The following is a 14,058-nucleotide window of genomic DNA, read 5'->3' as shown; positions in this document are numbered from 1 at the left end:
TCACCGGATTTTGACTCCATTCTGCAAAGCGTCCCCATGTCCCAAAACCAATTCGATAAAAAGTCCCAGGCGTGGTCCGCGCTGTTTTCTGAGCCCATGAGTGATCTGGTCAAACGCTACACCTCCAGCGTGTTCTTTGACAAGCGCCTTTGGCAGGCCGACATTACCGGCAGTCTGGCGCATGCCGAGATGCTGGCCGCGCAGGGCATCATCAGCGCAGAGGACCACGCTGCCATCCAGAAGGGCATGGCCCAAATCTGGGGCGAAATCGAATCCGGCGCCTTTGAATGGAAGCTGGACCTGGAAGACGTGCACCTGAACATCGAAGCGCGCCTGACCCAGCTGGTGGGCGATGCCGGCAAGCGTCTGCACACCGGCCGCAGCCGCAACGACCAGGTCGCCACCGACGTGCGCCTGTGGCTGCGCAGCGAAATCGACCTGATCGGCGAGCTGCTGGTGGAACTGCAAAAGTCGCTGGTGGATGTGGCCGAGGCCAATGCCGACGTCATCCTGCCCGGCTTCACCCACCTGCAGGTAGCTCAGCCGGTGAGCTTTGGCCACCACATTTTGGCGTACGTGGAAATGTTCAGCCGCGATGCCGAGCGCTTTGCGGAAGTACGCCGCCGCACCAACCGCCTGCCACTGGGCAGCGCCGCACTGGCCGGCACCAGCTACCCGCTGGACCGCGAGCGTGTGGCCAAGACCCTGGGCATGGACGGCGTTTGCCAGAACAGCCTGGACGCTGTGAGCGACCGCGACTTTGCGATCGAGTTCACCAGCGCTGCCAGCCTCACCATGGTGCACATCAGCCGCATGAGCGAAGAGCTCATCATCTGGATGAGCCAGAACTTCGGCTTCATCCGAATAGCCGACCGCTTCACCACCGGCTCTTCGATCATGCCGCAGAAGAAAAACCCCGACGTGCCCGAACTGGCGCGCGGCAAGACCGGCCGCGTGGTCGGCCACCTCATGGGCCTGATCACCCTGATGAAGGGCCAGCCCCTGGCCTACAACAAGGACAATCAGGAAGACAAAGAGCCGCTGTTCGACACGGTCGATACCCTGAAGGACACGCTGCGCATCTTCTCCGAGATGATTGGCGGCCAAGTGAATGCGGCCACTGGCCAGAAAGAAGGCGGCATCAGCGTGAACGCAGAAGCCATGGAGCGTGCCGCACTCAAGGGCTACGCCACGGCTACCGACCTGGCCGACTATTTGGTGAAGAAGGGCCTGCCTTTCCGCGATGCACATGAGACTGTGGCCCACGCCGTGAAGGCCGCTCAGAGCCACGCTTGCGACCTGTCTGAGTTGCCCCTGGCCGTGCTGCAAGGCTTCCACGCCAGCATTGAGAAGGACGTGTACGAGTGCCTGAGCCTGCGCGGCTCGCTCAACGCCCGCAATATCTTGGGCGGTACCGCTCCGGCGCAGGTACGGGCGCAAGTGGCGCGGCATCGCGCCCGCCTGGCTTAAGGCAAGCATGCTGCGCCGCCACTTGGGATTTCTGGCCCTGTGCCTGGCCGGCAGCAGCTGGTTGGGCCTGGCCCGGGCCGCAGAGCCTACGCTGCAGTTTCTGAACCGCGGAGAAGCCGCGAGCCTGATGGCGGGCCCCGGCGCCCACGCCTACTTTGACGCCATGCAAGCACCTGAACTGGTTGCCAAAACCCGGCTGGACCTGCTGAACCTGCCCCTAGCCACCGCACGTGAACAGGCCCGCGCCCACTATGCCAGCGAGGTACAAGAGTTCTCTGCCGATGAACAAGCCATGCTGCGCTGGGCCGTGGGCGGGTTGTGGCCCGTGCTGACCGATAAGGCCCCGCTCTACACCCGCACGCCATGGAAATTTGCCAAGGTCAGCGACAAGGTAGAAGGCGGCTTGCCCCACACGCGGGGTGACACCATCGTGTTCAGCGCCGGGCTCATGCAGAGTCTGCTGGCGCCCTACCGCGCCAAAGAGCTGGCCGGGTTGCAAGGCTTTCTGGGCTACCTTCTGGTGCACGAGCAAACCCATGTGCTGCAGCGAACCCAATCCGTTCTATTCGACACCTTGGCCAGCGACGTACTGGGCTTTACGCGCGTTGCCGCACCACAAACACCATCCTTGCTGGCGCGTGGCGTGGTTAACCCCGACGCACCGTTGAGCGAATGGATATTTCCGTTGCCTGACACGCCCGGCCAAGCCGTGCTGCCCTACCTGCAGCTCAGCAACCTGAAGACGCCCAGCATGCCGCGCGACTTTCAAATGCTGGCCGTGATGTACCAGCGGGACCAAGGAGAGTGGCGCATGCAGGAGCGCGAGGGCCAGCCTGTGACCCAGCCGCTGCTGGGCGTGGCTGCCTATGTAAATGCCTTCCCAGACCGCAACGGACTCTACCACCCCTACGAAATTGCGGCCGACCTGCTGGGCTACTGGCTCGGTGGCCGCACCGATGCCAGCGCCCGCCACCCGGTACGTCTGGCACTGCAGGCTTGGGCCACCAAGGCGCTGCAGTAGCGCTTACAAGCGATATAGACCTCTAGCCCTCGTGGAATAAGCGCGAGGAGCTATTGAATCCGTAGCAATCACTCATCCCGCCAGCACTGTCTGCAGATCAAGCGCCAGATGGTCCACCGCCTCTTCGGTCGTAGCCCAGGAACACATAAAGCGCGCACCACCGCCGATGAAGGTGTAGAAGGTCCAGCCTAGGGCCTTGAGGCGGGCAATCGCAGGCTCGGGCAGGTTGACGAACACGCCGTTCACTTCGGTGGGTAACAGCAACTCGGCACCGGCGATACCGGCAATGCGTTCCGAGAGGCGGTGCGCCATGGCGTTGGCGTGGGCGGCGTGGCGCAGCCAAGTGTTGTCGGTCAGCATGGCGAGCCAGGGGGCTGAGAGGTAGCGCATCTTGGAAGCCAGCTGCCCGGCCTGCTTGCAGCGGTAGGAAAACTCTTCGCCCAGCTTGCGGTCAAAAAAGACGATAGCCTCGCCAATCGGCAAGCCCATTTTGGTGCCGCCAAAGCACAACACGTCCACCCCAGCGCGCCAAGTGATGTCAGCGGGCGCCACCTTGAGGGCGGCTACGGCGTTGGCGAAGCGGGCGCCGTCCATGTGCACTTTCAGGCCGTGCTCCTGGGCGATGCGGCTGATGCCGCTGATCTCGCCCTTTTGGTAGACCGATCCCATCTCGGTGGACTGGGTGAGCGTGACGACCTTGGGCCGCGGGTAGTGCACATCGGTGCGGCGGGTAATGACTTCGAGCACACCCGCCGAGGTGAGCTTGCCGTGGCGGTGCGGGGCGGAGAGCAGCTTGGAGCCGTTGGAGAAGAATTCGGGTGCGCCGCATTCATCCGTTTCCACGTGCGCCGTGTCGCTGCAAATGACGGCCTGATAAGACTGGCACAGCGAGGCCAACGCAATCGAGTTGGCCGCCGTGCCGTTGAAGACGAAGAACACCTCGGCATCCGCCTCGAACACCTCGCGGATGCGGTCGCAGGCCAGGCGCGTGGAATCGTCATTGCCATAGGACGCCGCAAAGCCCGTATTGGCCGCCATGAACGCCTTCATGGCCTCGGGGCAGATGCCGGAGGTGTTGTCGCTGGCGAATTGCAGATAGTGGCCAGTGGGCAGGGAGGTAGGCGCGGTGGTCATGGTGGCGTGGGCGGTGTAAGATTGGATGAGCGGATATTTCCGGTATATCGAACAAAAATCCATTTTACCGACCAAACTAAAGATGGCGCAAGTCCCCACCTCCAATCCCATTCACGACGGCCCGCCCGCCGTCGGCTCCAAGCTGCAGGAGATCCGCAAGGCGCAAAAGCTCTCGCTGGATGAGCTGTCCAAGCGTGCGGGGGTGTCCAAGTCCATGCTGTCGGAGGTGGAGCGCAACCAGGCCAACCCCACGGTGGGCGTGCTCTGGCGCCTGGCCAGTGCGCTGGGCCTGAGTCTGACCGACCTGCTGGCCGGCGGCGCCGACCACAAGGCCGCGCCCACGGTGGAGCTGGTGCCAGCGCACAGCATTCCGGTCACCACCAGCCCGGACGGCAAATGCACGCTGCGCATCCTGGGGCCCATCGCACTGGCCGGCAAGGTGGAGTGGTACGAGCTGACCGTGGAGCCCGGCGGCGTGTTGGCGTCCGAGCCGCATGAGGCGGGAGCCCGCGAGCATGTGTCCGTGCTGAGCGGAACGCTTTCCGTGCAGGCCACCGACAGCAGCAAGCTGCTGAAGGCCGGTGACAGCGCGCGCTACGCGGCGGACGTGCAGCACAGCATCCGCAACCCCGGCAAGGGCCTGGCCAAGGCGGTGCTGGTGGTAGAGCACCTTGGGTAGGCGCTACACGATAAATCGGCCTCTATCCCTTTTGCAATATGCGCGAGCAGCTACTGAATCCATAGCAACCTACCAGGGTACGGTGGCAAAGCGCGCCACCAGAAAATCCAGAAACGCCCGCACCGCCGGTGACAAATGCTTGCGCGAGGGGTACAGCGCGTAGATCGCCATATCGGGCAGGCGCCAGTCCGGCAGCACCACCTGCAGCCGGCCATCGGCCAGGTGCGGGCTGACTAGGTAGGTGGGCTGCAGGGCCACGCCGCCGCCGGCCAGCGCGGCGCACATGAGCGCCGTGGCCTCGTTGGCGCTGAAGTGGCTGCCCACGCGCACCTCCTCATGCGCATCACCCCGCTGCAGCTTCCACACGCTCTTGCCAAAGTTGGCATAGCTCAGGCAGCGGTGGGCCGCCAAGTCTGCCGGCTGCTGCGGCGTGCCGAGCTGCGCCAAATACGCTGGCGACGCCACCAGCACCGAGGTGCAAGGCGCCAGCATGCGGCCAATGAGCGCCGGGTCGGGCTCCGCGCTGATGCGGATGGCCAGGTCGATGCGCGCCTCCACCAGGTTGAGCGCGCCCTCGCTGGCGTTGAGGTCGATCTTGAGCTGCGGGTGCAACGCCAGAAAGTCCGCCACGGCCGCGGCCAACTGGGCCACCGCAAACGACATGCTGCAGGTGATGCGCAGTTGCCCGCGCAGGGCGCTCCCGTGCTGGCTGGTTTCTTCCTCCACGTTTTCCACCAGCGCCAGCATCTGCTGGCTGCGGCGCAGGCAGCTTTCGCCGGCGTCGGTCAGCGTCACGCTGCGCGTGGTGCGCTGCAAAAGGCGCGCGCCCAGCCACTGCTCCAGCTCGCCCACATAGCGCGTCACCATGGCGCGCGACATGTCCAGCTTGTCGGCCGTGGCACTGAAGCTGCCGCTCTGGGCCACGTCCACAAACACCTGCATGGCGGTCAGTCGGTCCATGATTTGTTCACTTTATGAAACAGTAATGAGCGAATTATCGGGTTTATCTGCACGATTATTGAAACTAAAGTTCACTCCAACGCTGATGAGACGTCCTCAAAGCGTCCACCCCATTCAGGAGTTCCCCATGATCCGCACCACTGTTATCGCCGCTTCCCTCGCCATCGCCTTTGTGTCCATGTCGGGAGTGGCCCAGGCCCAGCAGCCGCTCACCGTCAAGGTCTACAACGCCGACGGCAACAGCTTCAACGTCAACTCCACGCTGGTCTATGGCCAGAAGGACGCCATGGTGATCGACGCCGGCTTCACCCGCGCCGACGCCCTGCGCATTGCCGCCAACGTGCTCGACAGCGGCAAGCAGCTCACCACCATCTACGTGAGCCAGGCCGACCCGGACTACTACTTTGGCGTGGAAGCGCTGAAAGAGATCTTTCCACAAGCCGATGTGGTGAGTACGCCCGCCGTGTTGGCCAAGCTGGCGCCCAAGCTGGCCGGCAAGGTCGCGTTCTGGGGCCCCAAGATGGGCGCCAACGCACCGCGCAAGCCCGTGGTGCCCCGCGCGCTGGAAGGCAACACGCTGACACTGGAAGGCCAGACGATCGAGATCCGCGGTACGCAAGGCCTGCTGGCACACCGCCCCTACGCCTGGATTCCCTCGATCAAGGCAGTGGTGGGCAACATCGGCGTGTTCGGCAACATGCATGTGTGGACCGCCGACACGCAAACCACCGCCGAACGCGCCGCCTGGGTCGCGCAGTTGGACGAGATGGCCGCACTGAAGCCTGTGCTGGTGATCCCCGGCCACATGAAGGCCGGCACCCCAGTCGATGCCAGCGCGATCACCTTCACCAAGGACTACCTGCAGACCTTCGAGAAAAACCTGGCCGCCAACAAGACCAGCGCCACGCTGATCCCCGCGATGAAGCAGGCCTACCCGGCCTTGACCGACGGTGCTCTGTCGCTGGACATTGGCGCCAAGGTCAACACGGGCGAAATGAAGTGGTAAGTCGTCGATCAACCGCAACCCGAACTGGAGTCACGCATGAAACCGTTTAAAACTTTTCTCATCGCCGCATCCTTGGTTGCGCTCGTCTCTACCAGCGCCTTTGCCCAGACCAACAAAGAGATCGTCGTGGCGGGCATGAAAGGCCTGTTCATCACACATGACGCGTCCGTCATCGACAAGTACTGGTCCCCCGACTACATCCAGCACAACCCGGCCGTGCCCAACGGCTCTGCAGTGCTCAAAGGCTGGGTGGGCAGCCTGCCGCCCGACTTCAAGTACGAGCCCGGCATGGTGGTGGCAGAAGGCGACTTGGTCATGATGCACGGCCGCTACACCGGCATGGGCCCCAAGGCCATGATTGGCGTAGACATATTCCGCCTGGCCAACGGAAAAATTGTGGAACACTGGGACATCCTGCAAGAAGAAGTCGTCAAGACCGTCAGCGGCAACCCCATGTTCTCCAACCCGCAAAAGTAAGACGATCAACGAGGCGAAGCCCACCATGACCATCCTTCAGCAAGTGTTGCAAGACCTGCACGCCGGGCGCTGGAGCGCTGCGCACGACCTGGTGCAAAAAGATGGCTCCATGCTGGGCGCCTGGTTGCACGGCATCCTGCACCTGCAGGAAGGCGATCTGGAAGACGCCGAGAACTGGTACAACCGCGCCAACCGCCACTTCCGCAGCCGTGGCAGTCTGCAGGAAGAGATCGCCCTTTTCGAACAAGCCTTGGCTGCCGCACCCCACACAGACGACTGAAAGCCCCCCATGTCCACCTCCGTCACTTATTTGTTCGACCCCTTGTGCGGCTGGTGCTACGGCGCCTCCCCTGCCCTCCAGCAGCTGGCGCAAGACGCATCGGTCTCGCTGACGCTGGCCCCCACGGGCCTGTTCTCCGGCGGCGGGCGCACCATGGATGCGGCCTTTGCCGAGTACGCCTGGTCCAACGATGTGCGCATTGCCAAGCTCACCGGTCAGCGCTTTACCGAGGCGTACCGCACCAATGTGCTGGGCAAGCCCGGCAGCGCGTTTGACTCGACCACCACCACGCTGGCGCTCTGCGCCGTGGCGTTAACCGAGCCCGCCCGCGAGCTGGAAGCACTCAAGGTGCTGCAAGAAGCGCGCTATGTACTGGGCCTGGACACGGCCGATGTGGAGGTGGTGGCGCAGCAGCTGCGCGCCATAGGCCTGAACACGGCGGCAGAGCGCCTGCTGGCCCCCGATATTGCGCTGAAGCAAGCCCACTCCGACCGTGTGCAGGCCGCACTGCGCCTGATGCGCCAGCACCGCGCGCAGGGCGTGCCGGCGTTGGTGGTGCACGGCGCGGCCGGCGACCGGTTGCTACAGGGCAATGCCCTGTACGGCAGTGTGGAGAACTTGTTGGCGAGCTTGGCGCAGGCTTGAGCTGGCGCCCGCCCGCAGGCTGCATCAGGCGCGGACGGGCACCTTAAAGGCCTGGCGCGCCTGTAGCGCCCGCTCCCGTGCATCGCAGCCTTCCAGATGGTCGTTCACCAGGCCCATGGCCTGCATGAAGGCGTACATGGTGGTGGGACCGACAAAGCTCCAGCCGCGCTTGCGCAAATCCTTGGACAGGGCGATGGACTCGGCCGAGGTGGTGACGCCGCTCAGGGTCTGGCGCGTGATCTGGCTGGGGCGGGTGGTGGCTTCGGGCTCGAAGCGCCAGAAGTAAGCGGCCAGCGAACCAAATTCCTTGCGCAACTCGATGGCCTTTTGCGCGTTGTTGATGGTGGAGACGATCTTGCCGCGGTGACGCACGATGCCGGCGTCCAGCACCAGGCGCGTCACATCGCTGTCGTCAAAGGCGGCCACCTTGTCCATATCGAAACCGGCAAAGGCGGCGCGAAAGCCTTCACGCTTGTTCAAGATGGTGAGCCAGCTCAGGCCGGACTGAAAGCCCTCCAAGCAGATCTTTTCGAACAGGCGGGTGTCGCTGTCCACGGGGTAGCCCCATTCGTGGTCGTGGTAGTGCTGGTAGTGCGGCGTGGCACGGCACCACACGCAGCGGGTGACCTGGCTATCGTCGGCAAACAGGCCGGTGGGGGCGGTGGTGTCGTCAAGCATGGCGGGGCTCCCGGTTCAAAATACAAATACTGTTTTTAACAACAGTATATGGCAGCTTCCGAAAGCCCCTCCCTTGCACACCCTTTGCGCCCAGCCTTACATGGCCTTGTAGAGGATGTAGTCCGCCTGGTACTGCACCATCTGCTTGGCGCCCTCATTGGCCTGGGCACAAGCGGTCTTGGGGGCGATGCCGCCCACCGTAGCCACACGCTGGATGTAGCTCACACCCTGCATGGCGCCCATGCCCATGGCGGGGTTGGCCTTCACGAGCTGCAACGGGATGTTGGCATCGCCATTGGGGGCGACAGCTACCTGCGTAGCGGTGACCTTGGAGCCGTCTGTGCTTTCCCAGGTGGCGGGGGGGCCAAAGTAGCGGCCAACCACCTTGCCGCTGCGGTCCTTCAGGCCCGCATCCGGCCCCACAAACACCCATTCAAACTGGCCAGCCATGTCTTTCTTGGCGCGGCACTGGTAGGTGATGTCGCCTGCGGCAACGGTTTCCATCGCCACGGTGTGGCCTGCGGGCACCTTCACGGCGGCGGGCAACATGTCTTGGCTGAAGGGTGCGCGCATGGGCTGGTTGGCACAAGCGGCCAGAACGGCGACGAGCACAAGGGACAAAGCGGTACGTGTTTTCATGGTCTTACTTTCTGGGGTTGGAAGAAGGAAGGGACGTGGGTGGAGACACGGAGGCCAGATAGGCCACCACGTCGTCGCGGTCTTGGGGGATATCCAGGCGGTAGTTCATGTCCTGCCCGGGCACCACGGTTTCCGGGTTGGTGAGCCAGGCCTTGAGCTTGGGCGCGTCCCATACATGGGTGGCCGCGGCCATGGCTTCGGAGTAGAAATAGCCACTGGCCTTGCCCGCCGTGCGGCCCACCACACCGCGCAGGGCGGGGCCCACGCGGTTGGCGTCCAGGCTGTGGCAGGCCACGCAGCGGCTTTCGAACAGCGCCTGTCCGCGTGCCACGGATTGGGCCTGGGCCCCTGCAGTGAGGCCCAGTAAACCCAGGAGCAGCACACAGGGCAAACGCATCTGCATCACGCGCCGAAGGACAGAGCGCCCGCAGGCAGCGGACGGCCCAGCGCGTTTTGCAGCAGCGTGTAGTGCATGGTCTCGTCGGCAGCCAGGCGGCCGGCCACCTTGGCCAGGTCCTTGTTGCCAAACGCGGGAATCACGCCCAGGTAAGCGTTGATGGCGCCCAGCTCCAGGCGCGCGGCCAGGTCCAGCACATCGCCCTGGTTACGCAGGGTGTCGGCCTTCAGGGCTTTGGCGTACTCGTCCAGCTTCTTTTCCATCACCGGCGTGCCGCCCAGCTTCTGGATGGTGGCGATCAGCGCATCGCGGTGGGCCTTGTGGTCCGCCTGGAATCGCACAGCCACGTCCAGCACCGGCTTTTGCAGCAGGCCACTGCCGGCGCCCAACTGGTAGGCGTTGATGGCTTCATGCTCCAGACCCAGCGCCACGTTCAGGATGCCCACGTCCTTGGACGTGTCGCCAGCCATACCTTGGGCCATGGCATCTTTGCCAGCCAACAGGGCCACCGCCACGGCGGACAGGGTGCCGGTGCGGCCCATGAAGGCACGGCGAGAAGGAACAGAAGCGCCAGAGGTGAGGGTTTGAATCAGGGATGTCATGGTCAGGTCCTTTACAAGGTGAGAGACGAAACAGGCGGGACGAAAAATGCCGACCCACGCTCTCAATACGCACCCTGCCCCCGCATTGGATTCAGATTGACCCAGCGCATCACTCGGGCATTCCGGGACTGAATCCGCCGAGCCCAGAGCAGCGTACCCATGACAAGCCCTTCCGGATTTCCTACCAGGTGACTGAGCATGTTTCTACCTTCTAGTCCTCATCAGACCAGCGCAGGCCGCTCTACTTTCCATAGCAAACTGCGTGCGTTCGCGCGCAAACCCCGGCCTGCCGTGCTGGCCCCACCCATGCCACACAATGGCGGGATGACCACCCCCAACCACGACGCCCTGCTCATCGTCCTGCTGGACCGCATTGCCCACCAGGACGAGGCTGCACTGAAAGCGCTGTATGACCAGTGCGCCAGCAAGCTCTATGGCCTCGCCCTGCGCGTGGTGCCCCAGCGCGAACTGGCGGAGGACGTGCTGCAGGAAGCCTTCCTGACCGTATGGCGCTCTGCGGCGGACTACCGCGCCAGCTTGAGCCCGCCCATGGCCTGGCTGGGCCTGATCGTGCGCAGCCGTGGCCTGGACATGTTGCGCCGCCGCGCCGCCGAGCGCAGCCACCTCACCGACGAGCTGGACGACGCCTTGGCCGACACCCTGCCCGACGACGGCCCCACCCCCATGGACACCGCACAAGCCAGCGAACAGGCCTGGGCCCTGCACCAGTGCCTGGGCCGGCTGGACAACAAACAGCGTGAAGTAGTGAGCCTGGCCTATGTGCGCGACCTGAGCCACAGCGAGCTGGCCCAACAACTCAGCCTGCCATTGGGTACCGTCAAAACCTGGATCCGCCGCGGGCTGGACCAACTGCGCCTGTGCATGGCGCGCTTTGCCTGAGGAGCCGGCCATGAACCTCCTGCAACATCCCGAACTACTGGACCGCCTGGCCAGCAGCTACGCCTTGGGCACGCTGCGCGCTGGCGCACGCCGCCGCTTCGAAGCCATGGCCCGCGAACAAGCCCCTGTGCGCGCAGCCGCCCTGATCTGGCAAAGCCGCCTGTCCAGCCTCAACGAACTGCAGCCCCAAGCCCAACCGAGTGCTGCGGTATGGACCCGTATCGACAACCTGGTGCAGGGCGAGAAACAAAGCGCGGCGCAGCACGCTGTGCGCGCGCAAGCAGCCACTGCCGCGGAGCCCGCTAGCCTGGGCGGCTGGCTACGCAGCCTGACCGTGTGGCGTACTGCAGCCGCAGCGGGGGCGTTTGCCACCATCGCCGCCGTGTCGGTCGGCATAGGCATGCGCAAGGAGCTGGGCGGCGAGATTGCCCGCCTGCAAACCCAGCTGCAAAGCGCGCCGCAAATCGAATACGTGGCAGTGTTGGCCGACGAAAAGGCCGCCGCGTCCATGCTCGTCACCTTCGACCCCAAAGCCAAAAAGCTCACCCTGCAACGCGTGGGTGCGTACCAGGAGGCCGACGACCGCTCCTTGCAACTCTGGGCCCTGCCCCCCAGTGGCGGCCCCAAGTCGCTGGGCGTACTGGGCAGCGACAAGCTGCTTCGCCTGACCGCTGGCGAGAGCGATGTGCGCGAAGTACCCACCCTGGCCATCAGCCTGGAGCCCAAGGGCGGCGTGCCCAGCGAGACCGGCCCTACCGGCCCAGTTCTGTTCAAGGGTGCGTTGATTCAGAAAATGCTGTAAAGAAGCCGGGGGCATGGCCACGGCTAAATTTATACAAAAGAGGGATCTAGCCCTTATGGATATTGCGCAAGCAGCTACTGAATTGATAGCTATTTTCTGGCAATAGATCAGAGCCTGCCATGCGCAGAGTCAGGCGTATTGACTCTCGCAAACGGCCTCAACTCCGCCGCCGCGGCGCTACATCCAGCTGGAAGGTCACCTTGGCCGGTGCTGCCACCACGTTGACCTGCAGCGGTGTCTTCTCCACCAGCTGCGCCGCGTGCCACACCTTGATGCTGGCGCTGCCCTCGGGCACATCCTCCACCACAGCCACGCCCTCCGCATTGGTCTTCACCGTCCACGGCGAGTCGGCCACGTAGATAGCGCCGCCCATACGGCTATGGATGAAGCAGCCCAGCAGCGCCGCGCCCATGGCACCGGGTTTGTCCATGGTGAAGACGGCGGCACTGGCGGGCTTGCCTTCCTGTTTGCCTTCCAGCAAGGCGGACTGCCCGTCAGAAGCGCCCACGGCGGCACCGGCGTTGCCCAGGCGCACGTGGTGGTTCCAGGGGTCGCTGTTAACAAAGCGCACGCGCGCGCCCACCGCCACCACGGTTACAGCGGGCACAAACTGCTGCTTCTCCTGGTTCACCACCGCGCTATTGGGCAACGGCGTTTTGGGCTGGCCCTTGCCGCTGGGGATAACGATCACCACGGCATCGGGCGTGGGTTTGCCGTCGCGATCCAGCACCAGCACTTCCAGTGTGCCTGCCACCGCAGCCCCGCTGGCAGCAAAAGCCCAGGCCGCGCAGATACCAGCCATGCTCATAGTTAAACGCATGGGATAGTGCTCACTTGGCAGTAACGACATCACGGTGCATGGGCGCCAGGCGCGCCAGCAGCTGGTTTTGCGTGGCAAAGGGTATGCCACGCGCGTCCATGGCCGCCTGCAGCACCTCCACCAGCGCATTGAACTGGGCCTTGTTGATTTCCATGCCGGCGTGGGCGGATTTCATGTCGGCTCCCTGATATTTGCAGGGCCCGCCACTCACCACGCAAAACTGGTCCACCAACTGCTCTTGCAGGTAGGCGGCCTTGGTGTCCTTGAACTGTTCGCCAATGCGCTTGTCGGCTTTCAGGCCGGCCACAAAGATTTCCATCAACGCCTGCAGGCCGGGCTTGGCGCCCAGGGCTTGGTACAGGGCGTCGTTTTGCGCAGGGGCCGCGCTTTGTGCCATGGCGGGGGCGGTGCTCAGGCCGAGGGCGGCCAGGGCGAGTGTGATGACGAGGTGTTTCATGTCAGTTCCTTGCTGTGCTTCAAATCAGAACGCCACTTGGGCCGAAAGGTAGTAGCCGGACTGGCTGCGGCTGGCGGTGACGCCGGGCAACACGCGGCCCAGGTCTATATAGGCCAGGGTCAGAGATGTGTGCTTGTTAGGCGCCCAGGCCACAAAGAGGTCTTTCCAGGGGTCCTCTTGCAGGCCTTCGCCCAAACCGTTGGCTTGGCCCATGGCGCGCAAGTTATTCGTCTTGGCGCGGTACTCGGCGCCAATGGCCAGGTCTTTGCGCAGCAGGTAGGCCACTGACACCTCGGGCACCCAGCTACCTTCATTCGTACCCGGCGCCTTGCTGCCAAAGCCGACCAGGCCGTTCTGGTTAGCATTGCTGTAGCGCAGCGTGCCGTTGACCAGCAGGCTCTGGCCCAAAAACAGCTTGGTGGCGCTGACATAGAAGTCGGTGCCGCTGGTCTTGGCGCCCAGAAAGTCCAGCACCGGGGTGATGGAGCCCGCGTCCACCGACTTCTGCTCCACGCCCACGGCGATCTGGGGCATCCAACGGTCGCTGTCCAGCACAGCGTCGCCGGCCACTTTGACCTTCACGCCCAGCACATCCATCTTCACGCGCTGGCCGTTCTGCACGGCAAAGCCCAAGCCATTGAGTGCCGTGGCGGGGGAAGCATCGAAGTCCTGCCGCGCCAGCGAGATTTCCAGCCGGTCGTTGAAGGCAAAGGCCACGCCCATGGTGTTGAGGCTGTAATCCTGCGTGGTGGCGCGGCTCACATGGGCAGACACGCCCATCTCGCCCTCGGTGGCGTTGGTGCCGATCACGGCCCAGGGGGTCAGGCCGCCACCGGCAGCGCCATCGATGGAGCTGACGCCCCCGGTGAGCAGGAGTTTGCCGGTATCGGCGCAGGCCAGACCGCTGCACAGGCCAGTGACGCCGAGCAGCAGTGCGGTACGAAGGTGGTTCATGGGAGCGTCCAATCGATCAGGGTTTGAGGGCAGGCGCGCAGGCAGATGCGTTGCGGCTTGTTACAGGTACGCAGCCCAAGGCCGGCTGGATTCAATTGGTTTCAATTTTTTTCGGCTACCCTTCCAGCTGCTTTTCG

General features: G+C 63.9%; 18 protein-coding genes. 9 read left to right on the top strand and 9 right to left on the bottom strand.

Annotated features, from left to right (window positions below; genetic code table 11):
* Positions 1-36 precede the first annotated feature (36 nt).
* Both argH and AC1RNN_RS01885 read left to right on the top strand, forming a co-directional pair.
* Positions 37-1,470 carry an argininosuccinate lyase gene (argH, locus tag AC1RNN_RS01890; RefSeq protein ID WP_493086463.1) on the top strand — a complete coding sequence of 478 codons (1,434 nt, stop codon included), beginning with the start codon at positions 37-39 and terminating at the stop codon, positions 1,468-1,470.
* A gap of 7 nt (positions 1,471-1,477) precedes the next feature.
* Complete coding sequence (locus AC1RNN_RS01885) at positions 1,478-2,491, top strand: hypothetical protein (protein WP_493086464.1); 1,014 nt, start codon at positions 1,478-1,480, stop codon at positions 2,489-2,491.
* A gap of 72 nt (positions 2,492-2,563) precedes the next feature.
* On the opposite strand, the gene AC1RNN_RS01880 is transcribed toward AC1RNN_RS01885, so the two are convergent.
* Positions 2,564-3,625 (bottom strand): threonine aldolase family protein, encoded by a 1,062-nt coding sequence (locus AC1RNN_RS01880; protein WP_493086465.1) that lies wholly within the window; start codon positions 3,623-3,625, stop codon positions 2,564-2,566.
* Positions 3,626-3,707: 82 nt separating this feature from the next.
* Here AC1RNN_RS01880 and AC1RNN_RS01875 point away from each other — a divergent pair, with 82 nt between their 5' ends.
* A complete protein-coding gene (locus AC1RNN_RS01875) occupies positions 3,708-4,304 on the top strand; it encodes a helix-turn-helix domain-containing protein (protein WP_493086466.1) in 597 nt (198 codons plus the stop codon).
* A gap of 69 nt (positions 4,305-4,373) precedes the next feature.
* On the opposite strand, the gene AC1RNN_RS01870 is transcribed toward AC1RNN_RS01875, so the two are convergent.
* Entirely contained in the window at positions 4,374-5,264 is an 891-nt protein-coding gene (locus AC1RNN_RS01870) for a LysR family transcriptional regulator (RefSeq protein WP_493086468.1), read from the bottom strand.
* A gap of 127 nt (positions 5,265-5,391) precedes the next feature.
* Here AC1RNN_RS01870 and AC1RNN_RS01865 point away from each other — a divergent pair, with 127 nt between their 5' ends.
* From AC1RNN_RS01865 to AC1RNN_RS01850, 4 genes are read left to right on the top strand one after another with little or no spacing between them, the layout of a single operon-like run.
* Positions 5,392-6,270, top strand: a complete 879-nt coding sequence (locus AC1RNN_RS01865; RefSeq protein ID WP_493086469.1) for an MBL fold metallo-hydrolase — start codon at positions 5,392-5,394, stop codon at positions 6,268-6,270.
* Between the two features lie 36 nt (positions 6,271-6,306).
* The gene (locus AC1RNN_RS01860; protein WP_493086471.1) at positions 6,307-6,747 is read left to right on the top strand and encodes a nuclear transport factor 2 family protein; all 441 of its coding nucleotides are present in this window, start codon (positions 6,307-6,309) and stop codon (positions 6,745-6,747) included.
* Positions 6,748-6,772: 25 nt separating this feature from the next.
* Entirely contained in the window at positions 6,773-7,027 is a 255-nt protein-coding gene (locus tag AC1RNN_RS01855; protein WP_493086472.1) for a hypothetical protein, read from the top strand.
* A gap of 9 nt (positions 7,028-7,036) precedes the next feature.
* Complete coding sequence (locus AC1RNN_RS01850) at positions 7,037-7,672, top strand: DsbA family protein (protein ID WP_493086474.1); 636 nt, start codon at positions 7,037-7,039, stop codon at positions 7,670-7,672.
* A gap of 24 nt (positions 7,673-7,696) precedes the next feature.
* Here the strand turns inward: AC1RNN_RS01850 and AC1RNN_RS01845 are convergent, their stop codons facing one another.
* The 4 genes from AC1RNN_RS01845 to AC1RNN_RS01830 all read right to left on the bottom strand — a co-directional run bounded on the left by AC1RNN_RS01845 (position 7,697) and on the right by AC1RNN_RS01830 (position 9,988).
* On the bottom strand, positions 7,697-8,350 hold the full coding sequence (locus tag AC1RNN_RS01845; RefSeq protein WP_493086475.1) for a DNA-3-methyladenine glycosylase I: 654 nt from the start codon (positions 8,348-8,350) through the stop codon (positions 7,697-7,699).
* A 96-nt stretch (positions 8,351-8,446) separates the two neighbouring features.
* Positions 8,447-8,989 (bottom strand): DUF3455 domain-containing protein, encoded by a 543-nt coding sequence (locus tag AC1RNN_RS01840; protein ID WP_493086477.1) that lies wholly within the window; start codon positions 8,987-8,989, stop codon positions 8,447-8,449.
* A gap of 4 nt (positions 8,990-8,993) precedes the next feature.
* Positions 8,994-9,392: a c-type cytochrome gene (locus AC1RNN_RS01835; protein WP_493137295.1), complete on the bottom strand. Its 399-nt coding sequence runs from the start codon at positions 9,390-9,392 to the stop codon at positions 8,994-8,996.
* Positions 9,392-9,988 (bottom strand): ferritin-like domain-containing protein, encoded by a 597-nt coding sequence (locus tag AC1RNN_RS01830; protein ID WP_493086479.1) that lies wholly within the window; start codon positions 9,986-9,988, stop codon positions 9,392-9,394. Before AC1RNN_RS01830 ends, AC1RNN_RS01835 begins: the two co-directional genes overlap by 1 nt.
* Before the next feature lie 324 nt (positions 9,989-10,312).
* On the opposite strand from AC1RNN_RS01830, the gene AC1RNN_RS01825 reads away from it, so the two are divergent.
* Positions 10,313-10,888 (top strand): RNA polymerase sigma factor, encoded by a 576-nt coding sequence (locus AC1RNN_RS01825; protein ID WP_493086481.1) that lies wholly within the window; start codon positions 10,313-10,315, stop codon positions 10,886-10,888.
* Positions 10,889-10,898: 10 nt separating this feature from the next.
* On the top strand, positions 10,899-11,690 hold the full coding sequence (locus AC1RNN_RS01820) for an anti-sigma factor (protein WP_493086483.1): 792 nt from the start codon (positions 10,899-10,901) through the stop codon (positions 11,688-11,690).
* Between the two features lie 157 nt (positions 11,691-11,847).
* Here AC1RNN_RS01820 and AC1RNN_RS01815 read toward each other — a convergent pair whose 3' ends face one another.
* The 3 genes from AC1RNN_RS01815 to AC1RNN_RS01805 are packed head-to-tail and all read right to left on the bottom strand — an operon-like array spanning position 11,848 to position 13,921.
* On the bottom strand, positions 11,848-12,510 hold the full coding sequence (locus AC1RNN_RS01815; RefSeq protein ID WP_493086485.1) for a cupredoxin domain-containing protein: 663 nt from the start codon (positions 12,508-12,510) through the stop codon (positions 11,848-11,850).
* Between the two features lie 10 nt (positions 12,511-12,520).
* Entirely contained in the window at positions 12,521-12,967 is a 447-nt protein-coding gene (locus tag AC1RNN_RS01810) for a group I truncated hemoglobin (protein WP_493086487.1), read from the bottom strand.
* A gap of 24 nt (positions 12,968-12,991) precedes the next feature.
* The gene (locus AC1RNN_RS01805) at positions 12,992-13,921 is read right to left on the bottom strand and encodes a DUF3034 family protein (protein WP_493086488.1); all 930 of its coding nucleotides are present in this window, start codon (positions 13,919-13,921) and stop codon (positions 12,992-12,994) included.
* Positions 13,922-14,058: the final 137 nt, after the last annotated feature.

Source organism: Rhodoferax sp. GW822-FHT02D07 (assembly GCF_058802405.1).
Note: the sequence above shows the minus strand (reverse complement) of the source record. Positions and strands in the feature narration are given on the sequence as shown.